Source organism: Nonomuraea sp. NPDC026600 (genome assembly GCF_040638335.1).
Lineage (GTDB): Bacteria > Actinomycetota > Actinomycetes > Streptosporangiales > Streptosporangiaceae > Nonomuraea.
On the sequence record NZ_JBEZYD010000001.1, the window covers coordinates 112,523 to 138,410 of the forward strand.

Genomic DNA, 25,888 nt, shown 5'->3' on the forward strand with positions numbered 1-25,888 from the left:
TTCTCAGGAAGCGAGAGGTGAGTGTGGACGACGAACGTGAAGACCTGATCCGCCGGATCACCGAAACCCAGCGCGACCTCGGGCGGACCTTCGCCCAGAGCCCATCGCCGCTGTTCACCTCCAACCTCACCATGCGCCAACTCAAAGTCGTCATGGTGGTGTCCCTCAACGGCTCCACCTCCGGCCAGGAGCTCGCCCACAACCTCGGCGTCGGACTCGGCACCGTGACCGGCATCGTCGACCGGCTGGTCGGCCATGGCCTGGTGAGCCGGCGCGAAGACCCGCACGACCGCCGCGTCCGCCGCGTCGAGCTGACGGACGCGGGCACCAAGCTCATGGCCGAGATCAACGACGCCGGCCTGGACCACTACCGCAACATCATGCGCCACCTCGACACCGAGACCCTGCACTCCCTCCTGCGGGTGACCACCCGCATCCGCGAAGTCGCCGACCAGCTCTACCCATGACCGCCCGCCTACGGCTGCTTGATAGATGAGGATTTATTCGATTGTATGTTTGGGTTTTTGACTTGCTCGAGCGCCTTTACAAAGTAGATTTCTTGGCGAGCCGGGACAGGACCTCCGGCAGGCCGTGCTCGTGGGTGACCGTCAGGCGGCGGGTCGCCCTGGTCACGGCCACATACAGGTCCTGGCCGCCCATCGGGGACTGGGACAGGATGGCCTGCGGGTCCACCACGATGACGGCGTCGAACTCCAGCCCCTTGCACTGGGTCACCGTCAGGACCACCACCGGGGCCTCCAGATCGTCGTGGCCGGGGAACAACGCCGCTATCTCCGCGTGGCGGGCATCCGGGGCCAGCAGGGCCAGGCGGCCCTCGCCGATCTCCCGCAACTCCTCGGCCACCAGGTCGGGCAGGCCGCCGATGCCCGTACGGACCGCGCGGGGCTCGGCCTCTCCGTCCCTGACCGACTCCGGCAGACTCTGGGACGGGTCGACCGCCCGCAGGACGTCGCCCGCCACCCGCATGATCTCCGCCGGGGTCCGGTAGTTGACCAGCAGCCGCTCTTCGCGCCAGCGGCCCCGCAGAAAGGGATCGAGGACCTCCCCCCAGGAACGCGCGCCGGCCGCCGAACCCGTCTGAGCGATGTCGCCCACCACCGTCAGCGAACGGGCCGGCACCCTGCGCATGACCGTCCGCCACGCCATCGCCGACAACTCCTGGGCCTCATCCACGATCACATGACCGTAGGCCCACTGGCGGTCGGCCGCGGCCCGCTCGGCGGTGCTCAGATCGCCACCGGCGTCGGCGTGCCGATCGGCCAGCACGTCGGCCCGGTCGAAGATGCCCTCCTCGAGCAGGCCCGTCGTCTCCAGGACCTCCTGGGCGTAACGCTCCTGCTCCTCCCACGCGCTCTCGGCCTCCCGGGAGGCCGAGCGGCTCGCCGAGTCGTCCTGTCCCAGCAGTTCGGCCGCCTCATCCAGCAGCGGTACGTCGCCGACCGTCCACGGCGAGCCCTGCGGCCGCACCAGCGCCCGCCAGTCCAGGCCCGGAGGCGCCACCTGCCACAACGTCTCCGGCGAAGCCAGCAACTCGCCGATCAGGCGCTGCGGCGTCAGCTCCGGCCACAACTCCGCCACCGCCTGCCGTACCGGATCCTCCGACCACAGCCGCGCCGAGGCCAGCGCGAGATCGACCTCGTCCAGATCACGCTCCAGCTCCAGCGGCTCGGCCAGCTCCGGATCCTCGAACTCCATCTCGGCCAGCTTGAGCGCCTCCTCCACCGCCCGCGCCTCGGCCAGCGCCAGCTCCTTCAGCAGCTCGGTGACGAACAGCTTGCGCGCCATGTTGTGCGGCAGCCGCACCGCCCGCGCCCGCTCGCGCACCGCCGCCGCCACCACCTCGGCCATCCTCAGGTCGCCCTTGACCACCGCCGCCTGCGGCCCGTCGGGCGCCACCGCCCGTACGCCGGGGAACAACTCCCCCACCGTCGACATCACCACCTGCGTCTCGCCCAGCGCCGGCAACACCTGCCCGATGTAGCGCAGGAACATCGGATTGGGCCCCACTACCAGCACACCCCGCCGCTCCAGGGTGGCGCGGTGGGTGTAGAGGAGGTAGGCGGCGCGGTGCAGCGCCGCGACCGTCTTGCCGGTGCCGGGGCCGCCCTGCACCACCAGCGCCCCCTGCAGCGCGGCGCGGATCACCCGGTCCTGCTCGGTCTGGATGGTGGCCACCACATCGCCCATCCGGCCCGTACGCCCCCGGCGCAGCGCCGCCAGCAACGCCGCCTCACCGACCAGCGTGCGCCGATCGCCCTCGCTCATCCGCTCCAGATCGAACACCTCGTCATCCAGGCCCACCACCAGGCGGTCCTTGGTGTGCAGGTGACGGCGGCGCAGCAGGCCGCCGGGATCACTGGCCGTGGCCACGTAGAACAGGCGGGCCGCCGGAGCGCGCCAGTCGATCAGGACCGACTCGTGCTCGTCATCACGCAACCCGATCCGCCCGATGTAGGTGCGTCGGCCGCCGGCTTCGTCGATGCGGCCGAAGCACAGCCCCCGCTCGACCCCGTCCAGCTGCGTCAGCCGCCGCGCCTGCTCCGAGGCCCGCACCTCACGCTCGACCATGGCCTGGCGGGTGCCCAGCGCACCGCCCCGGCCGTACACCTCACGCAGCACCTCCCGCGCCCGCTCACGCGCCGCGTCGAGTCTGCCGTAGAGCATGGAAACAGTCCCCTGCTCCGTGTCAAGGGCTTCCGCAAGAGCATCTTGACGATTAGTCATTCCCTGGTATACTCCTAACGGGAGGCGTGTATATACCTCTTGGTTTTAGTGCCAAGTAAGCGAGAATAGCGCTCTTTCCGCCTTCCCCGCAAGCGCCTGCGCGCGGCCACGTGCCGCCTGCACGACGGCGCGCACCCGATGTCCCAGCGGCTGAGCGTTGAGGGTTTTCTGGAGAATTCCCGGGCGTAGACCCGGAAAGTCTCAACCGCCGTTCAACGGCAGGACGACCTGCCGCAGGGTGGCGAGCGCGTCGGCGAGCAGAGGATTGCCGTTGGCCTCCCGGTGCAGCGCGACGACGGTGCGATGCGCGGCGGGCAGCCGCACAGGCGTGGCCACGACGCGGTCGTCGGGCACGTGACCGAGCGCGGGGACGACCGCCACCCCCAGCCTGGCGGCCACCAGATGCCGCACCACGTCGTAGTTGTTGCTGCGGAAGGTGACGACGGGCACGAATCCGGCCGCCGCGCACAGCCGGGCCAGCGACAGCGCGCCTCCGGTCCCCTCGCGGCTGGTGATCCAGCGTTCCCCCGCCAGCGCGGACAGCTCGGCGCCCGGGCCATGATCTCGAGGACGCAGCAGCAGCAGGTCCTCACGCAACAGGTGATGGGCGGCCAGCCCGTCGGGCCACGACTGCGGAGTGAGCCCGTACTCGTAGACCAGCGCCAGGTCCAGAGCGCCGTCGATCACCCGGGGGATCAGCTCCTCCGGCTCGCCCTCCTCCAGCAGGATCTCCGCCCGGGGGTATCGGCGGGTGAACGCCGACAGCGTCGGCGGCACCAGCCGCACGCTGGCCGTGGGGAAGCTGCCCAGCCGCAACCGGCCGGTGCTGCCGGTGGCCAGTTCGCGCACCTCATAGCCGAAGTCCTCCAACGTGGCCAGCACCCGCTGGCTCAGCTCCACCAGGCGATGGGCCGCCGCGGTGGCGCGCACGCCGCGCGCCTCGCGCTCGAACAGCACCAGCCCGGTGTCCTTCTCCAGCGCCGCGATCTGCTGGGAGACGGCCGAAGCCGTGTAGCCGAGCTCACGTGCCGCGAGCGCGAACGAACCAGTCCGGCACACCTCTCGCAAGGTGACCAGAAGCAGGGGTTTGACCATGCCGCCTCCGAGCCGCCGGTGGAGCACATAAGCAGTGCTTGGGCTTTGGCCGGAAATCTATCGGCCTCCTGGGGCTTGGATTCACCCGGGATCGCCTCCATCGTGGACAAAGCCATCCGCACCTGGAGGAGATAACGCATGGTCATGGTCTCTCAAGGGCGGCTGCGCGCCTCGTTCGCGCGGCGTCTGTCGGAGATGTACGGGCAGGAGGTGCCCGCCTACCGGACGCTGGTGGAGGTCTCCCGGGAGGTCAACGACAGCGTGCTGCAGCGGGCGGGAGCCGGCGCCGAGCGGCTCGGTTCCATCGAGCGCGTCACCGCCGAACGGCACGGCGCCATCCGGGTCGGCACCCCGGCCGAGCTCCAGCAGGTGGCCCGGATCTTCGGGGCGCTGGGGATGCGCCCGGTCGGGTTCTACGACCTGCGTGAGGCCGCCTCCAGCGCCGTGCCCGTGGTCTCGACGGCCTTTCGTCCCGTCGCGGACGACGAGCTGGCCCGCAACCCCTTCCGGGTCTTCACCTCGATGCTCACCCCGGCCGATCCCCGCTTCTTCGACGCGGACCTGCGCGGGCGGCTGGAGAGGTTCCTGGCCGCGCGGCAACTGTTCCCGCCCGAGCTGCTGGAGCTGGCCGATCGAGCCGAGCGGGAGCGCGAACTGCCACAGGAGCAGGCCGGACGCTTCCTCACGCTGGCCGTCCACGCGTTCGCGCTGTCCGAGGAGCCGATCGACAAGGCCTGGTACGAGAGGCTGGAACGCGTCTCGGCGGTCGCCGCCGACATCGGCGGCGTGAGCAGCACCCACATCAACCACCTGACGCCGCGTGTGCTCGACATCGACGAGCTGTACCGGCGGATGACCGAACGCGGCATCACCATGATCGACACGATCCAGGGGCCGCCGCGCTGGTCCGGGCCGGACGTCCTGCTGCGCCAGACCTCCTTTCGCGCCCTGGCCGAGCCGCGCGCGCTGCGCCGGCCCGACGGCGGCATCACCACGGGATCGCTGCGGGTGCGCTTCGGCGAGGTGGAGGCGCGCGGCATCGCGCTCACCCGGGCCGGCCGCGAACGCTACGACGACCTGCAGGCGCGCGCCGACGCCGAACCGGCCGACCACCGCGGCGAGCATGCCGGAAGCCGCGCCCGGGCCATCCGGTCGATCTGGGAGCGGGAGTTCCCCGCGACCGAACGGGAGCTGGCGCTCGGCCGTCTGGGCTTCTTCACCTATCAGCCGGTGCCCGGCCGCGTCCGTGACGGGCGACCCCCCGCCACCGGCCTGGCCGACCTGCTCGAGCATGGCTGGGTACGCGCCGAGCCCATCGTGTACGAGGACTTCCTGCCCCGCTCGGCGGCCGGGATCTTCCAGTCCAACCTCAGCGGGCAGGGCGTCAAGGACGAGCGCCACACCGCCGCCGACTACGACGCCGACTGGCTGTCCGCCGCCATCGGGCGCGAGGTGCTGGACCCGTTCGCCCTGTACGAGACCCAGCAGCGGCGATCCCTGCAGAACGCCGCCCACGCGCTCGGCCTGCCCGAGATCACCTGACCGACCTCGCCCATGGAGAACCTTCATGACCCTTCCCACCACCGACGCCCTGCGGCGACGCGCGCTCGACATCCTGACCCGCCTGGACGTCACCCTCGAACAGGGCGACGACCTCCACGCCCGCACGCCGATCACCGGCGAGCACCTGTTCGGCCTCAAGGCCGCGACCCCCGCCGACGCCGACGCGGCGATCGCGGCGGCGCACGAGGCGTTCCTGTCATGGCGCACCGTGCCCGCCCCCCGCCGCGGCGAAGTGGTCCGCAGGCTCGGGGAACTGCTGCGCGAGCACAAGAACGACCTGGCCGACCTGGTCACCATCGAAGCGGGCAAGATCCGCTCGGAGGCGCTCGGCGAGGTCCAGGAGATGATCGACATCTGCGAGTTCGCGGTCGGCCTGTCGCGCCAGCTCTACGGACGCACCATCGCCTCCGAACGGCCGGGCCACCGCCTGTCGGAGACCTGGCACCCGCTGGGCGTGGTCGGCGTGATCTCCGCGTTCAACTTCCCGGCGGCCGTGTGGGCGTGGAACACCGCCGTGGCCCTGGTCTGCGGCGACACCGTGGTCTGGAAGCCGTCCGAGCTGACCCCTCTGACCTCGCTGGCCTGCGACCGGCTGCTGGCCACGGCGACCGGGCAGAGCGGCGCACCCCGCGAGGTACACCGGCTGCTGCTCGGCGAGCGCGCCATCGGGGAGCGGCTGGCCGACGACCGGCGGGTGGCGCTGGTCAGCGCCACCGGTTCGGTCCGCATGGGCAGCCAGGTCGGCCCGCGGGTGGCGGCCCGCTTCGGCCGTTCGCTGCTGGAGCTGGGCGGCAACAACGCCGCCGTGGTCAGCGCCTCGGCCGACCTCGACCTGGCCGCGCCCGCCATCGTGTTCGCCGCGGCCGGGACCGCCGGGCAGCGCTGCACCACCCTGCGCCGGCTCATCGCGCACACCGACATCGCCGACACCCTGATCGAGCGGCTCACCACCGCCTACGGCAAGCTGCCCATCGGCGACCCGTTCGACGACTCCACCCTGGTCGGGCCGCTCATCTCCGTTCAGGCGCACGAGGCGATGCGGCAGGCGCTGAGCGCCGCGCGGTCCGAGGGCGGCGAGGTCCTGGCCGGCGGCGGGCGCCGGCTCGCCGACGCCGCCCCCGCCGCCTGCTACGCCGAGCCCGCGATCGTCCGGATCGACGGTCAGAGCGGCATCGTCCGGCAGGAGACCTTCGCGCCGATCCTGTACGTGCAGACCTACCGGACGCTGCAGGAGGCCATCGCCCTGAACAACGACGTCCCCCAGGGATTGTCCTCCAGCATCTTCACCCGGGACCTGCGCGAGGCCGAGCGTTTCCAGGCCGCCGACGGCTCCGACTGCGGCATCGTCAACGTCAACATCGGCACCTCCGGCGCGGAGATCGGCGGCGCCTTCGGCGGCGAGAAGGAGACCGGCGGCGGGCGCGAGTCCGGCTCGGACTCCTGGCGCGCCTACATGCGGCGCACGACCAGCACCGTCAACTACTCCGACCATCTGACCCTCGCCCAGAACGTGAGCTTCCTGTGACGCCGCATCACCGGGCTCGCGGCGCCCTCAGGCGGCCCGCCGGATTGCGTGTTTGTACAAACGATCGATAGATTAACTGGCATGGTGGAGCTTGCGGCAGGATCGGCTCGTCGTGTGCGTACCGTGCTGGGTGATGTCGAACCCGCGGCACTCGGCCACACGCAGCCGCACGAACACGTGCTGTGCGACATGTCGGCGATCATCCAGCCCTGGGGTCTGCAGCCGGTGGCCGGTGACGACGACGCGCCACGGGGGCCGGTCGGCCGGGAGCTGCCCGCGTCCGTACGCGCCCGGGTCGCCGAGCCCGTACGGCTGGACAACTACGACTGGATCCGGCGCACGGTCGTCAACCTCGACAACCTGCGGCTGCTGTCGGAGCAGGACGCGGCCGAGGAGCTGGCCCTCTACCGCGCGGCCGGTGGCGGCGCGGTGGTGGACTCCACGCCGGTGGGGCTGGGCCGTGACCCGCTCGGGCTGGCGCGCGTCTCGCGCGTCAGCGGGGTGCACATCGTGATGGGCAGCGGCTACTACTGCCGCGACTACCATCCGGCCGGGCTGGCCGAAGCGTCCGTGGAGGCCATCAGCGCGGAGATCGTCGCCGACGTGCGCGACGGCGTGGGCGACACCGGCGTACGCGCCGGGCTCATCGGCGAGATCGGCCTGAGCTGGCCGGTGCACCCCAGCGAGGAGAAGGTGCTGCGCGCCGCGTGCCGCGCGCAGGTCTCGACCGGGGCGCCGCTGCAGATCCATCCCGGCCGCCATCGCGAGGCGCCGCTGCGGGCCATGCGCACGGTTCTCGACTCCGGCGGCGACCCGGCCCGCGTGATCATGTCTCATCTCGACCGTACGCTGTGGACGGCCGAGGACCTGCTGGAGCTCGCGGGCACGGGCTGCTACCTGGAGCTCGACCTGTTCGGCCAGGAGTCCAGCTACTACGCCTTCAACCCCGACGCGCGCCGCCCCAACGACCGTACCCGCGTCGAATGGCTCCAGCGGGTGATCGAGGCCGGCTTCGGCGAGCGCCTGCTGATAGCGCAGGACATCTGCCAGAAGGTCTACCTGCGCCGCTACGGCGGCCCCGGATACACCCACATCCTCGACAGCGCCATCCCCCTGATGCGCCGCATGGGGATGAGCCAGAGCGAGATCATCACGGTGACGGTCACCAACCCCGCGACCGTCCTGGCTATGGGATAGTCGGCGCCATGGCCACCACCAACCAGACAGGCGGCAGCCGGCACACCAAGGGCGGCCGGATGAAGGCGACGTCCTCGCGGCGAGCGCAGTCGGCCCGCACGGAGCTGCGGCTGCTCCGCACCGCCTGCTGGCTGTTCTCCGAGCGCGGGTTCCACGGCACCGGCATCCGGGACATCTCCGAGGCCGCGGAGGTCGCCGTCTCGGCGATGTACTACTACGCCTCCTCCAAGGACGAGCTGCTGGAGGCGGTCACCCGCCGCGCCATGGAGGTGCTCGTGGCCAGCAGCGAGGAGACGGTCCGCGACATCGACGACCCCGCCGAGCGGCTGGCCGCGCTCATCGCCGTGCACGCCGCCTTCCACGCGCGCAACCCGCGCGCCGCCAAGGTCGCCGACCACGAGTTCCAGGCGCTGACCGGGCAGGCCCGGCGCGACATCCTGCGGCTGCGCGACGCCTACGAGAAGGTGTGGGCGGACACGCTGGAGGCCGGGGTGCGTGACGGCGTCTTCACCGATCGCGGCAACGTCGCGCGGCTGGCCTTGTTGCAGATGACGACCGGGATCGCGCACTGGTACCGCCCCAACGGCGAGCTGGACATCGCGCGGCTGTGCGAGCGGTTCGCCGACATGGGGCTCTCGCTGATGGGCGCCAGCCGCGACGGGCGGCCCCTCCAGGTGGGTGACCTGCGCATCCCCGACTCCGAGCTGCTGCTGCAGCGGGTCGAGCTGTCGATCGAGCCACGCCGCAAGCCGACCGGAGTGTGACTTCCCGGCGGGCCGGAAGCGGTCTTGACATCGCCACGAATTTGAGCGATCGTTCGACAACATAACGGGCCTTGAGGGGAGACCGACGTGAGGCGTACGGGCCATGATGACGAGCGGCGGGCCGCGTCGGCGGACGAGCTGGAGCACGCGGCCACGCTCGCGCGGGACCTGTTCGGCTTGGCGGGCCGGCTGGAGCCGCTGCCGGGGGAGAAGGACCGCAACTTCCGGTTGAGCACGGCGGACGGCGACCGCTACGTCCTCAAGCTCCACGCCCCGGGCACCGACCCCGCCGAGCTCGACCTGCAGGACGCCGTGCTGCTGCACCTGGCCGGGCAGACCGTCTCGCCCTCGCCCGGCACCACGCGCGGGGCCGGGCCGGCCGTCTCGCCCGACGCGCGGCACATGCCGGGCGGCGACCGGCTCCCGGCCCCGCGCGTGGTGCTGGCCCTGGACGGACGCCGCTCCGCCGCCGCCGCGTGGGCCGACGGCCCGCGCACGGCCAGGGTGCTCACCTGGATGGACGGCCGGCCCTGGGCGGAGGTCGAGCCGACGGCGCGGCGCCTGCGCGGGCTGGGCCGTCACGTGGCGGCCGTCGACCACGCGCTGCGCGACTTCACCCACCCCGGCATGCGGCGCGAACTCGTGTGGAACCTGACCGGCGCCCCCGCGCTCGCCGACCTCGTGCCGCTGCTCGACGGCGAGCTGCGGCCGCTGGTGACCGAGGTCTTCGACCGCTACCGCGACCAGGTCGCCCCGCGTGTCGCGGCGCTGCCCCACCAGGTGATCCACAACGACGCCAACGAGCTCAACATCCTGGTGGACGACGGCGGCGAGGTGGCCGCTCTGATCGACTTCGGCGACGTGGCGTGGAACCCGCGCGTCTGCGGTCTGGCGGTGGCCGGGGCGTACGCGATGCAGGGGCACGCCGATCCGCTGCGGGCGGTGCTGCCCCTGGTGAGCGGGTACGACGAGGTGTCGCCGCTGCTACCGGCCGAGCTCGAGGTCCTGTACGACCTCATGCGTACCCGGCTGGCGATGAGCGTGTGCCTGTCGGCCTACCAGCACGCCAACGACCCCGCCAACGACTACCTGCTGGTCAGCCAGGGTGGTGTGAGGCGGGTGCTGCGGCGGCTGGCCGGGACGAGCCCGGACCTCGCCCACTTCCGGCTGCGCGACGCGGTCGGCTTCGCGCCCAACCCGCTGACCCGGGCCGTGCGCCAGCACTTCGAGTCCGGCGCCGCCCGGCCCGTACCGCTGCTGTCCGGCGCCGCCCCGGCGGTGCCCGTACTGGACGCCCCGCCGGTCCGCTACGGCGAGGAGACCGCTCCGCCATCCGGAGGGCGGCCGGAGATCCACCTGGGGTGCGACCTGGTCACCGGCGAGGGCGTCACAGTGCGGTGCCCTCTCCCGTCGGTCGTGCACACCGTGAAGACCTACCCGTCCGTCTCCGTCGTGCTGGAGCACCGCACCGACGACGGCGTGCCGTTCTGGACCCTCTACCGGCACCTGGACGCGAGCTCGATCGCCCACCTCGCCCCGGGCGGCAAGCTGGCCCCCGGCGAGCCGCTGGGGACGGCCGGCGCCACGCAGGCGGGGCCGCCGCGCCCGCGCCTGCAGTTGCTGACCCACCTGCTCGGCATGGGAGCCGACTTCCCGGACACCGCGCCCGCCGACGAGGCGGACCTGTGGAGAAGCATCAGCACCGACCCCGGCCTGGTCCACGGACAAGGGGGCGCGGCGCGGGCACGGCGGGAGGCGGGCGGCATCGCCGCGCGCCGTCGTACGAACCTCAGCCGGGCGATGAGCCTGTCCTATCGTGAGCCGCTGCACCTGGTCCGGGGTGAGGGCGCCTACCTCTTCGACGCCGCCGGCCGGCCGTGGCTGGACCTGGTGAACAACGTCTGCCATGTGGGCCACTGCCACCCGCGGGTGGTGGCCGCGGGCCATCGGCAGGCGGCCCGGCTCAACACCAACACCCGGTATCTGCACGAGTCCGTCGTGGAGTACGCCCGCCGCCTGGTCGAGCTGCTGCCGGACCCGTTGCGGGTCTGTTTCTTCGTCAACTCCGGCTCCGAGGCCAACGACCTCGCGCTGCGGCTGGCGGCGGCCCATACCGGCGCGGCGGACGTGCTGGTCCTCGACCACGCCTACCACGGCCACCTGTCCTCGCAGATCGCCTTGAGCCCGTACAAGTTCAACCGGCGCGGCGGGCGCGGCCGGCCGGACACCACCCATGTCTGCGAGCTGCCCGACCCCTACCGTGGCCGGCTGCGGGCGGGCCGGGACGACGATCTGGGCCGGCGCTACGCCGGCTCGGTGGCCGAGCGGCTGGCCGGGCTCGCGGCGGCCGGGCGGCGGCCCGCCGCGTTCTTCGCCGAGTCGCTGCAGAGCTGCGGCGGTCAGATCGTCTACCCCGACGGCTACCTGCGTGCGGCGTTCGAGCACGTACGGCGGGCGGGCGGGGTGTGCGTGGCCGACGAGGTGCAGGTGGGGCTGGGGCGGGTGGGGCGGAGCTTGTGGGGGTTCGAGGCGCAGGGGGTCGTGCCCGACATCGTGACGCTGGGCAAGCCGCTGGGCAACGGGCATCCGCTGGCCGCCGTGGTGACGACGCCGGAGATCGCGCGCTCGTTCGAGACGGGGATGGAGTACTTCAACACCTTCGGCGGCAATCCGGTCTCGGCCGAGATCGGGCTGGCCGTGCTCGACGTCGTACGCGATGAGGGTCTGCAGGCCCACGCGCGCCGGCGCGGCGAGCAGCTGCTGCGCGGGCTGCGACGGCTACGGAGCCGCCATCCGCTGATCGGGGACGTCCGGGGCGAGGGGCTCTTCCTCGGTGTGGAACTGAGCCTGGAGGGGCGGCGGCCGGCCACCGCGCAGGCGGGCGCGGTCAAGGAGGCGGTGAAGGCGCGCGGGGTGCTGGTGTCGACGGACGGGCCGGATGACAACGTTCTGAAGATCAAGCCGCCTCTGGTGCTGACCGGGGCGGACTGCGAGCTGTTCCTCGATGTCCTCGGCGAGGCGCTGGGCGAGGTCGAGGCATCCCTTTAACACGTCATGCCTTGACGTGGGCGTTTATTTGAGCGATCGTTCGACTGCTTAGGAGAGACGATGACCGATATCAGCAGCCTTCCGGAGCCGGTCGGCACCGGGCCGGAGGGGTGGCCGAGCGCCACCGAACTGGCCGGGCGGATCGCCTCCGGCGAGGCCGGCGCGCGCGAGGTCCTGGAAGGCTATCTGGCGCGCATCGACGCGCTCGATCCCGCGCTGAACGCGTTCTGCCACGTCGACCATGACCAGGCCCGCCAGGCGGCCGACGCGGCCGATGCGCGGGTGGCGGCGGGCGGGCCGCTGCCGCCGTTCCTCGGCGTGCCCATCGCGATCAAGGATCTGCACCCGGTCCGCGGCCGGCCGCTGTGCAGCGCCTCCAACGCCGTCGAGCACCGCGTGATGGACGCCGACGCGCCGGCGGTCAAGGCGTTGCGGGAGGCCGGCTTCGTGTTCGTGGGCGCGACGACGTCGCCGGAGTTCGGCACCGTGTCGGTCACCGAGTCGCTGCGTCACGGCGTCACCCGCAGCCCCTGGGATCTGAACCGCAGCCCGGGCGGTTCCAGCGGCGGCGCCGCCGCGGCCGTGGCGGCCGGTCTGCTGCCCGTCGCGCACGGATCCGACGGGGCGGGCTCCATCCGTGAGCCCGCCAGCTTCTGCGGGCTGGTCGGGTTGAAGCCGAGCCGCGGACGCGTCCCGTCCGACGCGCACTACATGGAGGGCTTCGCGACCGAGGGCGTGCTCACCCGTACCGTGCTGGACACCGCGGCGATCCTGGACGTCCTGGCGGCGGCCCCGCAGTCCACCTGGTACAGCGCTCCCCCGGCCGACGAACCGTACCGGTGGCAGGCCGAGCGTGATCCGCGGCGGCTGCGTATCGGGCTCAACCTGCAGCCCGCCTTCCCCGCCGAGGTGCACCCCGCGGCCGTCGCCCTGGCCCGCCGGGCCGCCGACCTGCTCGCCGACCTCGGGCACGAGGTGGTCGAGCAGTCGATCCCGGGCCTCGACCCCGACTGGTTCAAGCCCCGTTTCGAGATCCTGTACGCCACCGGTTCGGCCGACTGCGACGTCGTGGACGAGTCGGCGGCCGAACCGCTCAACCGGACCCTTCGCCAGGCCGCCCGCCAGACCGACTCGCTGACGTACGTGCGGACCATGCTGGAGTTGCAGTGGCGCTCGGCCGAGATGTACCAGGCGTGGGAGGCCGTCGACGTGCTGCTCACCCCGACCAACCCGGTCCTGGCGCCGAGTGAGGGGGCGCTGTGGCAGGGGCAGGAGGCGGACCCGTGGCTGCCGCTGCGGCGCGCGGAGGAGACCGCCTCGCTCACGGCCCTGGCGAACATGCTGGGCCTGCCCGCGATCTCCATCCCGCTCGTGGAGCAGCCCGGCGGCCTGCCGCTGGGCGTCCAGCTCATCGGCGGCCGGTGGCGCGACGGCACGGTCCTGTCCCTGGCCGGCCAGCTCGAACGGGCCCATCCGTGGCGTCACCGCAGGCCCAGCGTGCCCACGACCATCGAATCCTCCGGGAGGAACACTTCATGGATCTGACCGCCCCGCTCTCCTCGACGATCATCGACTTCCGCGTACGGGTGCCCAGCGCCGCACGTCCCCCGCTCGCGGCCGGCGGCGACGTCTACACCCAGTACGAAGCGGTTCTCGACATCGGCGACGGCTGGCACAAGGGCATGGGCGAGTTGCTGGCCGAGATGGACGAGGCCGGGGTCGGGCACGCCGTGCTGCACGCGGAGTTCGAGCACGGCGACTACGCCGACGCGCTGAATGAGGAGGTCGCCGAGCAGGTGCGGCTGCGGCCCGACCGGTTCTCCGGCTTCGGGACGGTCACGCTGGAGCCCCTGTCGATCATGCGCGCCGTCCGCCAGGTCGAGCGGGTGGCCGCGCTGGGGCTGGCGGGGATCAACGTGCAGCCGTCGTTCTTCGGCCACGCGATCGACGACCGGCAGCTGTACCCGGTGTACGCCAAGGCCACCGAGCTGGGGCTGGCGATCGGCGTCCACACGGGCGTCAACTACTCGCGCCGGCACCCGATCGAGTCCGAACGGCCCGTCCGCCTGGACCAGGTCGCCTGCGACTTCCCCGAGGCGACGCTCATCGCCTGCCATGGCGCCTGGCCGTGGGTGCCGGAGATCGTGGCCGTGGCGCGGCGGCACCCCAACGTGCTCATCGACTTCGGCGGCCTGGCCCCCAAGTATCTCGGTGTGCCGGGATCGGGCTGGGAGATGATGCTGCGCTTCATGGACCGGGTCCTGCGCGGCCAGGTGCTGTTCGCCACGGACTGGCCCGTGTTCCCACATCTACGGGCTCTGGAGGAGTGGCACGGCCTGGGGCTGCGGGCCGAGACGCTGGACGCGCTGCTGCACGACAACGCCAGACGGCTGCTGTCGGCCCGCCAGGAGGCGGTGCCGGTATGACCGTTCCCCGGTTGGCCCGCATCACCGACTACGTCGGCCATTGGGCCACCCACCGCCCGGCGCGCGAGGCGCTGGTCGGCGAGCACGGCCGCTGGACGTACCAGCGGCTGCGCGAGGACGTCGACCGCTGCGCGGCCGCGCTGCTGGCCGCCGGCGTGCGGCACGGCGACCGGGTGGCGCTGCTCGGCCATCCGCAGCCGGAATGCTTCGTGATCTTCCTGGCGACGGCGAGCATCGGCGGCGTCTGGGTGGGGCTGAACCCCAAGTACACGATCGCCGAGCTGTCCCACGTGGTCACCGACAGCGAGCCGACCCTGCTGTTCGGCATGCTCGACGCCGAGGACGCCACGCTGAGCGCGCTGCGGTCGCTGGGGCCGGTCCGCGTGGTGACCCGTGAGCGTGCGGTGGACGGGCTGTCGGTCTCCTACGAGGAGTTCCTCGACGCCGGCGCGGACGTGCCCGGCGACCTGCTGGCCGGCGCCCGCGAGCAGGTCCAGCCCCTGGACGCGGCGGCGATGATCTACACCTCCGGCAGCACCGGCAGGCCCAAGGGCGCGCTCGTCCCGCACTGGGGGCTGGCCCACTGCGGCGCGGTGCAGGCGGGACGCTGGTACGGCCAGGCGCCCCGCAAACTGTGCGACCTGCCGCTCAACCACATCGGCGGGCTCGGCGACATCAGCACCTCGATCCTCACCGCCGGCGGCACGGTCGTGTACATGCGCCGCTTCGACCCGGCCGGCGCGCTGCGCATGGTGGAGCGCGAACGCCTGACACACCTGTACTGCATCCCGACGCAGTTGCTGGCCATGGTGAGAACGGCCGAGTGGTCCCAGTGCGACCTCGGCTCGCTGGAGTACATCCTGTGGGGCGGGGCCGCCGCGCCCCAGAGCCTGCTGGAGACGCTGTCCAAGATAGGCGCGCGGCTGGCCACCAGCTACAGCCTCACCGAGTCGACCGGCTCGGTGACCTACACCGACCCGGGCGACCCGCTGGAGGTGCTGGCCTGGAGCGTGGGCCGGGTGGATCCGCACTACGAGGTCACGCTGCGCCGCCCCGACGGCACCGCCTCCGGCGCCGGCGAGCTGCTCATCCGGGGCGACTTCATCACCCGGGGCTACTGGCGGGCGCCGGAGGCCACCCGGGCGGCGATCGACGGCGACGGCTGGCTCCACACCGGCGACCTCGCGATGGAGGAGCCGGGCGGCCACATCCGCCTCGTCGGCCGTCTCAAGGAGATGTTCAAGTCGGGCGGCTACAACGTCTACCCCCGCGAGCTCGAAGCCGCGATCGAGGAGCATCCGGCCGTCGCGCTGGCCGCCGTGGTCGGCGTGCCCGACGAGCGCTGGGGCGAGGTCGGGCACGCCTTCGTCGTGCCGAGCGCGCCGGTCACGGCGGGTGAGCTGCGCGAGTACGCCCGCGCGCGGCTGGCCAACTACAAGGTGCCGAAGGTGTTCCGGCTGGCGGCGGAGCTGCCGAAGCTGCCCATCGGCAAGATCGACAAAGTGGAGCTGCGCCGCCGCGCCATGACGCTGGGAGAACGACATGATGGAAATGCGTAATTTCATCGGCGGCGAGTTCGCCGATCCGCTCGACGGAGAGTGGGCGCCCGTGCTCGACCCGGCGACCGGCGAGACGATCGCCCGCGCCCCGCGCTCGGGGCCCGACGACGTCGACCGGGCGGTGGCCGCGGCCGCGGCGGCCTTCCCCGACTGGGCCGCCACCACCCCGGGCGAACGCGCGCTCGCCCTGCTCAAGCTGGCCGACGCGATCGAGGAGCACGCAGCCGAACTGGCCGAGCTGGAATCGGCGAACGCCGGAAAGCCCCTGCACGTGGTCAAGAGCGATGAGATCGGCACGATGGCCGACAACCTCCGCTTCTTCGCCGGCGCCGCCCGCTGCCTGGAGGGCAAGGCGGCCGGCGAGTACGTGGCCGGCTACACCTCGATGCTGCGCCGCGAGCCCGTGGGCGTGGTCGGCCAGATCACGCCGTGGAACTACCCGATGATGATGGCGGTGTGGAAGATCGGCCCCGCGCTGGCCGCGGGCTGCACGAGCGTGCTCAAGCCCGCGCCCACCACACCGGTGACGACGGTCAGGCTCGCCGAACTGGCCGCCGGCATCTTCCCGCCCGGCGTGCTCAACGTCGTCGTCGGCGGCAACGAGCCGGGCGCGGCGCTGGTCGAGCATCCCGGCGTCGAGCTCGTCTCGCTCACCGGGTCCGTCGAGACCGGCCGGTGGGTCGCCGAGCACGCGGCCCGCACGCTCAAGCGCACCCATCTGGAGCTCGGCGGCAAGGCGCCGGTCGTGGTGTTCGACGACGCCGACCTGGAGGCGGCGCTGGAGATCATCTCCGGCGCCGGCTTCTACAACGCGGGACAGGACTGCACGGCGGCCACCCGGGTGCTGGCCGCGCCCCGCCTGTACGACGACCTCGTCGCCGGCCTGGCCGCCAAGGCCAAGGAGCTGGTGATGGGCGACATGAGCGCGCCGGACACGACGCTCGGCCCGCTCAACAGCCTGCGCCAGCGCGAGCGGGTGGCGGGCTTCCTGGAGCGCCGGCCCGGCCATGCGGAGGTCGTCACCGGGGGCCGGGCCGCCGACCGGCCGGGCTTCTTCTTCGAGCCGACGGTCGTCGCCGGGCTGCGGCAGGACGACGAGCTGATCCAGCGGGAGATCTTCGGCCCGGTCATCACCGTCCAGCGCTTCGGCGAGGAGGAGGAGGCGATCAGGCTGGCCAACGGCACGCCGTACGGCCTGGCCGCCTCGGTCTGGACGCGGGACATCGGGCGGGCCCTGCGCATGTCCAAGGCGCTGCGCTTCGGCTGCGTCTGGATCAACGACCACGTCCCGCTCGCCTCGGAGATGCCGCACGGCGGCTACAAGCAGTCGGGCCACGGCAAGGACCTGTCGGCCTACGCGCTCGAGGACTACACGCACGTCAAACACGTGATGGCCAGCCTGCGCTGAGCGCCGGCGGCTCGAACTCGGGAGTGCCACGTCACATCCACTTGATCTATCGATCGTTCGAAATGGTGATTGCCCATGATGCGATGGAAGGCCGCGGGATGCGTCCTGCTGGTGATGGCCCTGCTGGCCACGGGCTGCGGCAGCGGCGCGCCGCCCGGGAACGCCGCCTCCCCTGACGACGGGACGCCGAAACGCGGCGGGAGCCTGACGATCCTGCGCGCCTCCGACATCGACGGCTGGGACCCCGACAAGGCCATCCAGCTCGCCACGTTCCAGACCCTGCCGCAGGTGATGGAGGGCCTGGTGCGCTACGCGCCCGACGGCACGTCGATCGAACCCGGCCTGGCGCAGAGCTGGAAGCTCGACGCCAAGGCCAAGACCATCACCTTCACGCTGCGTGCCGGGCTGACCTTCAGCGACGGCCGGCCCCTGACCTCGCAGGACGCCGCGTTCTCCGTCGAGCTCTGGCGCAAGGGGCTGTCCCTCGGCACGCTGTACGCGGCCATCACCGGCACCGCCACACCCGACCCGCGGACCCTGGTCATCAAGATGAACAAGGCGAGCACGTTCACGCTCACCTGGCTCAGCAACGGCTCCTCGGTCATCGTGCCGAAGGACTTCGGCGGGATGAGCCGCAAGGACTTCTTCACCAAGCCGATCGGCGCCGGCCCCTTCGTCGTGGCCTCCTACCGGCCGGGCCAGCAGCTCGTACTGGAACGCAACCCGCGCTACCACGACCCCGCGCGCCCCTACCTGAACCGCCTCACCTACGACGTCGTCGCCGACCCCAACCAGCAGATGCTGCGTTACCAGAGCCGCCAGGCCGACGCCATCGAGGCGGTGCCGCTCGACCTGGCCGCCCAGATCCCGCGCGGCGAGCAGGTGATCGTCCACCCCTCGGCGACCATCCACGGCATCTTCGTCAACGCCGCCCGGCAACCGGGCAACGACCTGCACTTCCGGCGCGCGGTCAGCCTGGCGATCGACCGCGCCCGCTACATCCAGGCGGTGTTCGGCGGTCTGGCCGCACCGGCCACGGGCGGGCTGCCGCCGCGGGTGCAGGGCTCGGTCGGGTGCGGGTGCGTCTACGAGAGCGATGTGGAGAAGGCGAAGCAGGAGCTGGCCAAGTCCTCCTACCGGCCGGGGACGAAGGTGGAGATGGTGGTGGATGCCACGACGCCGTTCTCCACCCGCGCGGGCGAGACCGCCGCGGCGCTGCTGCGGGCCGCCGGCATCGAGGTCGACCTGCAGAAGCTGGAGGTGCAGGTACTCGTCGACCGGCAGGCCAAGGGCACCTACGACCTGTCGCTGGGCGAGGTCGGCAGCGTCTCACCGACCGTCGGCGACATCTTCGGCCTCATCGTGGCCACAGGCGGGCTGTACTCCGGCCTGCCGATGAAGACCATCTCCGACGCCTTCACCCGGCTGGAGGTCGCCCGGACCGACCAGGAACGAGCCGAGGCGGTACGCGTGGCCGAGACCTGGATCCACGACAACCTGCCCTACATCCCGACCGCCTTCCCCGACCGCCTCTTCGCCGTCTCCCCCAAGGTGAAGGGCCTCAAGGTGACCCCCTTCCTGTCCTATCCGGCCGACCTGCTCTGGGCGGCGTGAACATGCCCGCCGGACGGTTGCGCTTCGTGGCGGGCCGGCTGGTCCAGGTGCTGCCGGTGCTGGTCGCGCTGCTGCTCATCGTCGTCCTGCTCCAGCAGCTGATGCCCGGCGACCCCGCACGGGTGATCGCCGGACCGCGGGCGAGCGCGGAACAGGTGGCCCAGGTCCGCCACGATCTCGGGCTCGACCAGTCGATCCTCGTGCAGTTCTGGACATACGTGGTGAACCTGTCCGGCGGCGACCTGGGCCGGTCGAACCGTACCGGGATCCCCATCGCCACCATCGTGGGCGAGCGCGCCGCCGTGACGGTGTGGCTGCTGTTCGGCGGCCTCATCGTCAGCACGCTGCTGGCGGTGCCCGCCGCGCTGGTGATGGCGCTGCGCCCGCGCTCGCCGGCGGCCCGGGTGTGCGCGCGTTCGCTCACGATCATCCTCAACTGCCCGCCCTTCTGGGTCGGCCTCATGCTGGCCTCGGTGCTGGCGCTGCGGACGGGCTGGCTGCCCGTCGGCGGCTTCGGCGAGAACACCGGCGACCGGCTGCGCTCGATGGTCCTGCCCTCGCTGACGATCGGCCTGGCCGCGATGCCGCTGCTGGCCCGCAGCGGCGCCGCGAGCCTGCGCCAGGTGCTCGCCGCCGACCACGTGACGACCGCCCGGTCGCTGGGCCTGTCCGGATGGCCACTGGTCCGGCGCCACCTGCTGCGCAACGCGCTGCCGCCGGCCGTCACCCTGCTGGCCGTCCAGGCCGCCGCGCTGCTGTTCGGCGCGGTCATCGTCGAGCAGACGTTCGGCCTGCCGGGGCTGGGGGCCGAGATGGTCAACGCGGCCAGCCAGCGCGACTTCCCGGTGGTCCAGGCCCTCACGCTGATCTTCGGAGCGGCCATCATCGGGATCAACCTGCTCGCCGACCTGACGGTCGCCCTCCTGGATCCGAGGACGACATGGCGATGACCACTCCCCCGCCGGTCCTGGACACCGCCGCGGCCGTGACACCGCGCGCGTCCGGCCGGCCCCGTTCGGCGGCCGCCGGGCTGCTGGCGCTGGCGATCCTGGCCGCCGTCCTCGCGCCACTGCTGGCTCCGGCCGACCCGGCCCTGCTGACGCTCGACCAGCTCCAGCCGCCCAGCGCCGCCCACCTGCTCGGCACCGACGCGCTCGGCCGGGACGTGCTGTCGCGCCTGCTGTTCGCGCTCCGTACCGACCTGCTGCTGATGGTGTTCGCCGCGGGGCTGCCGATGCTGGCCGGCACGCTGATCGGCGCGGTGGCCGGCTACCGCGGCGGTGTCCTGGACGCCGCGCTGCGCTGGGTGGCCGACATCTTCCAGGCGCTGCCCGTGTACGTGCTGCTGATCGCCTTCGTGTTCGTGCTGGGTCCGGGCACCGCGTCGCTGCTCGTCGCGTTCAGCGTGCTGGGCTGGGTCGTGTACGCGCGGCTCATCCGCACCGAGGTGCGCCGGGTGCGGGAACGCGACTACGTCTCGGCCAGCTACCTGCTCGGCCTCTCCCACACCGCGGTGCTGTTCAGGCACGTGCTGCCGAACGCGCTGCGCCAGTCGCTGGTCTACCTGGCCACCGACATGGGGATGGCGCTGCAGGGCATCGCGGTCCTGTCGTTCTTCGGGCTCGGCGTCAAGGCGGGCACGCCCGAGCTCGGCGCGATGGTGTCGGAGGCTCAGCTGTTCCTGCGCAGCCACTGGTGGCTGGCGGCGTTCCCGGGCCTGACGATCGTGATCCTCGGATCGAGCATCGCCGCCCTCGGCGACCGGCTCGGCGACCGGCTCGGCGGTCCGCCCGTCGGCCGGCTCTTCGGTCGAGGGGAGGTGCGAGGATGAGCGCGCATCCGCTGCTCGAAGTGGACGGACTGCGTGTCGCCGTCCGCCGGGACGGCACGGCGCTGACCGTGCTCGACGGCGTCTCCTTCGCGGTCGGCGCCGGGCAGTGCCTCGGCATCGTCGGTGAGTCGGGGTGCGGCAAGTCGCTCACCCTGCGCGCCGCGATGGGACTGCTGCCGCCGGGCATCGAGCCCACCGGCGGCGAGATCCGCCTGAGCCCGCGAGCAGGGGCCGCACCCTGCGCCGTCCCTCCCGGTCAGGCGGCCGGGCGCGGGCTGGCGATGGTCTTCCAGGACTCGCACGCCTCCCTCGACCCCACGGCCCGCGTGGGAGCCTTCATCGCCGACATCGTCCGCCGCCGCACCGCCACCTCACGGGCCGCCGCCCGGCGACGGGCCGTGGAGTTGCTGGCCTCGGTCGGCGTCCCCGACCCCGCCCTGCGCTTCGGCGCCTACCCGCACGAACTCAGCGGCGGCATGCGCCAGCGCGTCGCCATCGCCCTGGCGCTGGCCACCGATCCACGGGTACTGCTGTGCGACGAGCCGACCACGGCGCTGGACGTGACGCTGCAGGCGGAGATCCTGCGGCTGCTGGACGCCGCACGCGCCGATCGGGGACTCGGCATGGTCTTCGTCAGCCACGACATCGCGGTGATCCGCCAGATCGCGGACGTGGTCGCCGTCATGTACGCCGGCCAGATCATCGAGATGGGACCCGCGCCCGACGTCCTGGACCGGCCCCGGCACCCCTACACCCGAGCCCTCATCGACGCCGTCCCCACGATCGACGGTCCCATCGGCCGCTTCCGTCCGATCGCGGGCTCCCCGCCCGCCCCGGCCGACTACACCCCCGCCTGCCGCTTCATGGCGCGCTGCGCCCACCACGTCGCGGCCTGCTCGGGCCCCGTCCCCGGCGTCGGCGGGCTCGACAGCAGGCACCGGTCGTCCTGCGTGAACACCTTGGAGGCCAGATGAGCGAGCTGGTGCGGGTGGAAGGACTCGTCGTGGACTTCCCCGTACGGGCCGGACTGCTGCGCCAGCGGCGCGTCCGCGCGGTCGACGCGATCGACCTGGAACTGGGGCGGGGCGAGATCCTGGGCCTGGTCGGCGAGAGCGGCTGCGGCAAGTCCACACTCGCGCGCGCGATCGTCGGCCTGGCTCCCCCGTCGGCCGGACGCGTGCTGCTCGACGGCGTGCCCGTGCCCGCGCGGCGCCCGCCGGGCATGCGCCGCCGGATACAGATGATCTACCAGGACCCGGGTTCCTCGCTCGACCCGCGCCGCACGGTGTCGCAGACGCTCGCGGAGCCGCTGCGCCGACATCGCACCGTCCCCGCCGAGCGGATCGGGCACCGGACGCGGGAACTGCTGGAGATGGTCGGGCTGGGCGAACGGCAGGCGCACGCACTCCCGCGCGAACTGTCCGGAGGCCAGCGCCAGCGCGTCGCGATCGCCCGCGCCCTGGCCGTCGAGCCGGAGGTGCTGGTCGCCGACGAGGCCGTGGCCGCGCTCGACGCCTCGGTGGCCGGCGCCGTGCTCAACCTGCTGAGCGACCTGCGCGAGCGGCTCGGGCTGACGGTGCTGTTCATCTCGCACGACCTGGCGACCGTACGGGGGCTGTGTGATCGCATCGCCGTCATGTATCTGGGGTCCATCGTGGAGGAGGGACCCGTCGCGGAGGTCTTCGCACGGCCGGGGCATCCGTACACCCGCGTACTGCTCGACGCGGTCCCCTCCCGCGACCGGCGGCGCTCCGGCGCCGTGGCGCGGGGGCTGGAGGGCGAACCTCCCAGCCCCCTGCGGGTCCCGCCCGGCTGCCGCTTCCACCCGCGCTGCCCGCAGGCGGCCGAGCGGTGTGGCGAGTCGGAGCCCCTTGAGGACCGGCGGGACGGGCAGCGGGTGTGGTGCCATTTCTCGTGGCGCGACGGACAGGCTCACGAGCTTTGAACGGCTTGAGGCGTCCCCGATGACACCCGCCTGCGGCGCCTGGCCGGCATCCAGCGGCCCGTCCTGGTCGCCAATGGTCCAGGGGCGGGTCACCTGGCTTCAGGCAGGGCGGCGGATGGCCCGCACGGCCGTGTCGTAGAGGTCGAACAACTCGACCCGCCCGCCCTGGCGCACCCACTCCTCCGACGCCGCCTGTAGGCAGGTGATCGCCGCAGCCGCGATCGCGCGCGCCTGGAGGGCGCGGCGGTCGGAGCCGGGCAATCGCGGCTCGATCAACGGTGCGAGCAGGTCTTGCCAGCGAGCCTGCTTCTCGGCGTGCCCGGCGCGCAGGGACTCATTCCCGAACAGGAGTGTGACGAACTCGAGCCGGCGCTCGGCCGTGGTATCGATCTCCTCGAGCACCTGGAAGGCCGCGCGCAGCGACGCCCAGGGATCCTCGTCGGCCGGGCGCTCGGCGAATCGTGCGGCGATCAGCTCTCCCTGTTCGGACAGGCCGCTGAGCGCGAGGTCCTCCTTGGCGCGGAAGTAGTTGAACAGGGTTCGCCGGGAGACCCCCGCCGCGGCGGCGACCTCCTCGACCGTCGTGTCGTCATATCCCTTGGCGGCGAACAGCTCCATAGCGGTCCGGGCCAGCAGGGAGCGGACCACGGAGCGGGTCTGCTCACGAAGAGGTGTCGGTGGCCGAGGCATGCACTGATGGTACGGCTATTCATTCAATGCAGCAACTTGCACTGAGTGCACGACCGTGCATAGAGTGCGCGCATGAGCAGACTCGACTATCACCACCAGACCACCATCGTCACCGGAGCAAGCTCCGGTCTCGGCGCGGAATTCGCGCGCCAACTGGCCCGCCGCGGCTCGAATCTCGTGCTCGTCGCCCGCCGAGCGGACCGACTGCGGAGCCTGGCCGACGAACTCACCCGCGCCCACGGCGTCACGGTGACCACCATCGCCCGCGACCTCGCCGTGCCCGACGCCGGCCGCACGCTCCGCGCCGAGCTCGAATCCCGCGGCATCTACGCCACCGGACTCGTCAACAACGCGGGTTTCGGCACCCACAACGCCTTCACGGACGAGGATCCGGAGCGCCTGCAGAGCATGATCGCGCTGAACGTCGGCGCCCTCGTCGACCTCAGCCACGCCTACATCGGCCCGCTGACCTCCGCCGGCACCGGCGTCCTGATCAACGTCGCGAGCCTGCTGGGCTTCCAGCCGACCCCTTACCTGAGCGTCTACGGCGCCACCAAGGCCTTCGTCCTCAGCTTCACCGAATCGCTGTGGGAGGAGACCCGTGGCACCGGTCTGCGCGTCCTCGCCGTATGCCCCGGCGCGATGCAGACCGAGTTCTTCGACGCGGCCGGCAGCCAGTCGGCCGATTACGGCTCCAAGCGGGCAACCCCCGAGGACGTCGTGACGGTAGCCCTCGACACGCTCGACCGCCGCTCCGCACCGCCATCGGTGATCACCAACGGCCGCCCGCTCGCCCTGGCCAGCAGGTTCCTGCCGCGGCGCCAGGTTGTCCGGACGATGGGGTGGTTGCAACGACGCACGGCGCACGCGTAGCTCCGCTGGACACCGCTGACGCCCGAGACCAGGCCGGTTCGGCGTGCTCGCCACGCGGTGAAGCTGCCACGATCTGGGATCACGTAGCCGGCGCAGGCGATAGTCAGGTGATCACGGATGTATGCCGGCGCCGTCGAGCAGGGCACCGGCCGTCGCGACGGCGAGGCCGTCGAGCCCCTGCGCCTGCACGACCGCCCGCGCGCTGGACCCGTCGAACACGACGGTCAGCTGCCGTGCCAGCAAAGCGGGGTCCTCGGCGCCGCCGCGCTCGGCCTCCTGCTGGAAGAACGCGGTCAGCGCGTCCTTGCTCCGGCGGGCGACCAGGCTCGCCGGGTGCTCGGGCGACTTGACCTCCACCGCCGCCGCCACGAACGGGCAACCCCGGAAGTCCGGTGCCGCGGCGGACTCCTCCAGGCGCTCGAACACGTGCAGGATCCGCGCCCGCGGCGACCGGCCGTCGGCGGAGGACTGCAGGAAAGCCTGATAGGCCAGTGCGCTGCGTTCGAGGCTCGCCGCCATCACCTCGTCCTTGCTGTCGAACAACTGGTACATCGAGCGCTTGGACACCCCAGCCGTGCGGCACAACGCCTCCACGCCCACGCCCACACCCTCCCGATAGAAGAGCTCTGCCGCGGCGTCGAGCAGACGATCGCGCGTCGAGGCGGGAGCGGCCGGCTTGGTCGTCGGATTCGTCATGGGCCCAAGGCTACGCCCCCATTTGCCTTCTGGAAACCGATCGGTTTACGGTAGTGGAAACCGATCGGTTTCCAAGAAAGGGAAATGACTCATGACCAGCATCAAAGGCTCTGTGGCCATCGTCACCGGCGGCAGCCGCGGCATCGGCAAGGCGCTCGTGGAGGCCCTCTACCAGCGCGGCGCCGCGAAGGTCTACGCCACAGCCCGCGACCCCCGGACGGTCACCCACCCGGACGCGGTCCCGCTGGCCCTGGAGGTCACCGACCCCGCCTCCGTGGCGGCGGCCGCCGACCAGGCTCCGGACGCGACCATCCTGATCAACAACGCCGGAGTCCTGTTGAGCGCGTCATTCCTCGACTCCTCCGTCGACGACGTCCGCCGCGAGTTCGAGGTCAACTTCTACGGGCCGCTGCTCACCACCCGCGCCTTCGTCCCGATCCTCGAACGCAACGGCGGCGGTCACATCCTCAACATCCATTCGGCGCTCTCCTGGGTCACGGCTCCCGGCGGCGAGGCCTACAGCGCATCCAAGTCCGCCTTGTGGTCGCAGACCAATGCGCTGCGCCTGGCGCTGCAGCCGCGCGGTATCAACGTCACCGGGCTGCACGTCGGCTACGTCGACACCGACATGGCCACCGGCGTCGAGGCGGCCAAGACCTCCCCGCGCAGCGTCGCGGAACAGGCTCTGGACGGCATCGAGGCCGACGCCCCCGAAGTCCTCGCCGACGACCTGTCACGCCAGGTCAAGGCCGGTCTTTCCGCCGACCTCACCGCCCTGTACCCCCAGCTCGCCGCCCCGAAGTAGCCGACGGGGACCGCGCCGCGCGCTGGTGACGAGTCTGCGCACTGCGCCTACCCAGGACGACCAAGTGCGGACCGTCCATTGGCCCACGTCATCAACATCCATCG

At 72.1% G+C, this 25,888-nt stretch carries 21 protein-coding genes; 17 read left to right on the forward strand and 4 right to left on the reverse strand.

What is annotated here, in order from left to right:
* The first annotated feature begins 17 nt into the window (after positions 1-17).
* Positions 18-467: a MarR family transcriptional regulator gene (locus tag AB0F17_RS00520; RefSeq protein ID WP_358013902.1), complete on the forward strand. Its 450-nt coding sequence runs from the start codon at positions 18-20 to the stop codon at positions 465-467.
* Positions 468-543: 76 nt separating this feature from the next.
* On the opposite strand, the gene AB0F17_RS00525 is transcribed toward AB0F17_RS00520, so the two are convergent.
* A complete protein-coding gene (locus tag AB0F17_RS00525; protein WP_358013904.1) occupies positions 544-2,685 on the reverse strand; it encodes an ATP-binding domain-containing protein in 2,142 nt (713 codons plus the stop codon).
* A 261-nt stretch (positions 2,686-2,946) separates the two neighbouring features.
* Positions 2,947-3,840, reverse strand: coding sequence for a LysR substrate-binding domain-containing protein (locus AB0F17_RS00530; RefSeq protein WP_358013906.1), 894 nt, complete (start codon positions 3,838-3,840; stop codon positions 2,947-2,949).
* 138 nt (positions 3,841-3,978) lie between these two features.
* On the opposite strand from AB0F17_RS00530, the gene AB0F17_RS00535 reads away from it, so the two are divergent.
* From AB0F17_RS00535 to AB0F17_RS00600, 14 genes are all read left to right on the forward strand, one after another.
* Complete coding sequence (locus AB0F17_RS00535; protein WP_358013908.1) at positions 3,979-5,382, forward strand: VOC family protein; 1,404 nt, start codon at positions 3,979-3,981, stop codon at positions 5,380-5,382.
* Positions 5,383-5,407: 25 nt separating this feature from the next.
* Entirely contained in the window at positions 5,408-6,928 is a 1,521-nt protein-coding gene (locus AB0F17_RS00540; protein WP_358013910.1) for an aldehyde dehydrogenase family protein, read from the forward strand.
* A gap of 81 nt (positions 6,929-7,009) precedes the next feature.
* Positions 7,010-8,125: a phosphotriesterase-related protein gene (locus AB0F17_RS00545; protein ID WP_358013912.1), complete on the forward strand. Its 1,116-nt coding sequence runs from the start codon at positions 7,010-7,012 to the stop codon at positions 8,123-8,125.
* A gap of 8 nt (positions 8,126-8,133) precedes the next feature.
* Positions 8,134-8,889, forward strand: a complete 756-nt coding sequence (locus AB0F17_RS00550; protein WP_358013914.1) for a TetR/AcrR family transcriptional regulator — start codon at positions 8,134-8,136, stop codon at positions 8,887-8,889.
* Between the two features lie 87 nt (positions 8,890-8,976).
* Positions 8,977-11,937 carry an aminotransferase class III-fold pyridoxal phosphate-dependent enzyme gene (locus AB0F17_RS00555; RefSeq protein WP_358013916.1) on the forward strand — a complete coding sequence of 987 codons (2,961 nt, stop codon included), beginning with the start codon at positions 8,977-8,979 and terminating at the stop codon, positions 11,935-11,937.
* 60 nt (positions 11,938-11,997) lie between these two features.
* Positions 11,998-13,482, forward strand: a complete 1,485-nt coding sequence (locus AB0F17_RS00560) for an amidase (protein WP_358013918.1) — start codon at positions 11,998-12,000, stop codon at positions 13,480-13,482.
* Complete coding sequence (locus tag AB0F17_RS00565) at positions 13,473-14,363, forward strand: amidohydrolase family protein (protein WP_358013920.1); 891 nt, start codon at positions 13,473-13,475, stop codon at positions 14,361-14,363. Before AB0F17_RS00560 ends, AB0F17_RS00565 begins: the two co-directional genes overlap by 10 nt.
* Positions 14,360-15,922: a class I adenylate-forming enzyme family protein gene (locus tag AB0F17_RS00570; protein WP_358013922.1), complete on the forward strand. Its 1,563-nt coding sequence runs from the start codon at positions 14,360-14,362 to the stop codon at positions 15,920-15,922. The genes AB0F17_RS00565 and AB0F17_RS00570 overlap by 4 nt, the downstream gene beginning before the upstream one ends.
* On the forward strand, positions 15,906-17,330 hold the full coding sequence (locus AB0F17_RS00575) for a gamma-aminobutyraldehyde dehydrogenase (protein ID WP_358013924.1): 1,425 nt from the start codon (positions 15,906-15,908) through the stop codon (positions 17,328-17,330). The genes AB0F17_RS00570 and AB0F17_RS00575 overlap by 17 nt, the downstream gene beginning before the upstream one ends.
* 75 nt (positions 17,331-17,405) lie before the next feature.
* Positions 17,406-18,944, forward strand: a complete 1,539-nt coding sequence (locus AB0F17_RS00580) for an ABC transporter substrate-binding protein (RefSeq protein ID WP_358013926.1) — start codon at positions 17,406-17,408, stop codon at positions 18,942-18,944.
* Between the two features lie 2 nt (positions 18,945-18,946).
* A complete protein-coding gene (locus AB0F17_RS00585) occupies positions 18,947-19,894 on the forward strand; it encodes an ABC transporter permease (protein ID WP_358015634.1) in 948 nt (315 codons plus the stop codon).
* Positions 19,891-20,775 (forward strand): ABC transporter permease, encoded by an 885-nt coding sequence (locus AB0F17_RS00590; RefSeq protein ID WP_358013928.1) that lies wholly within the window; start codon positions 19,891-19,893, stop codon positions 20,773-20,775. Before AB0F17_RS00585 ends, AB0F17_RS00590 begins: the two co-directional genes overlap by 4 nt.
* Positions 20,772-21,749 (forward strand): ABC transporter ATP-binding protein, encoded by a 978-nt coding sequence (locus AB0F17_RS00595; protein ID WP_358013929.1) that lies wholly within the window; start codon positions 20,772-20,774, stop codon positions 21,747-21,749. Before AB0F17_RS00590 ends, AB0F17_RS00595 begins: the two co-directional genes overlap by 4 nt.
* Complete coding sequence (locus AB0F17_RS00600; RefSeq protein ID WP_358013931.1) at positions 21,746-22,720, forward strand: ABC transporter ATP-binding protein; 975 nt, start codon at positions 21,746-21,748, stop codon at positions 22,718-22,720. Before AB0F17_RS00595 ends, AB0F17_RS00600 begins: the two co-directional genes overlap by 4 nt.
* Positions 22,721-22,819: 99 nt before the next feature.
* On the opposite strand, the gene AB0F17_RS00605 is transcribed toward AB0F17_RS00600, so the two are convergent.
* A complete protein-coding gene (locus AB0F17_RS00605) occupies positions 22,820-23,410 on the reverse strand; it encodes a helix-turn-helix domain-containing protein (RefSeq protein WP_358013933.1) in 591 nt (196 codons plus the stop codon).
* Positions 23,411-23,482: 72 nt separating this feature from the next.
* Between AB0F17_RS00605 and AB0F17_RS00610 the strand changes: the two genes are divergently transcribed.
* On the forward strand, positions 23,483-24,283 hold the full coding sequence (locus AB0F17_RS00610) for an SDR family oxidoreductase (protein ID WP_358013935.1): 801 nt from the start codon (positions 23,483-23,485) through the stop codon (positions 24,281-24,283).
* Positions 24,284-24,394: 111 nt separating this feature from the next.
* On the opposite strand, the gene AB0F17_RS00615 is transcribed toward AB0F17_RS00610, so the two are convergent.
* Positions 24,395-24,979: a TetR/AcrR family transcriptional regulator gene (locus tag AB0F17_RS00615; RefSeq protein WP_358013937.1), complete on the reverse strand. Its 585-nt coding sequence runs from the start codon at positions 24,977-24,979 to the stop codon at positions 24,395-24,397.
* Between the two features lie 91 nt (positions 24,980-25,070).
* Here AB0F17_RS00615 and AB0F17_RS00620 point away from each other — a divergent pair, with 91 nt between their 5' ends.
* Complete coding sequence (locus tag AB0F17_RS00620; protein WP_358013939.1) at positions 25,071-25,784, forward strand: SDR family oxidoreductase; 714 nt, start codon at positions 25,071-25,073, stop codon at positions 25,782-25,784.
* Positions 25,785-25,888: the final 104 nt, after the last annotated feature.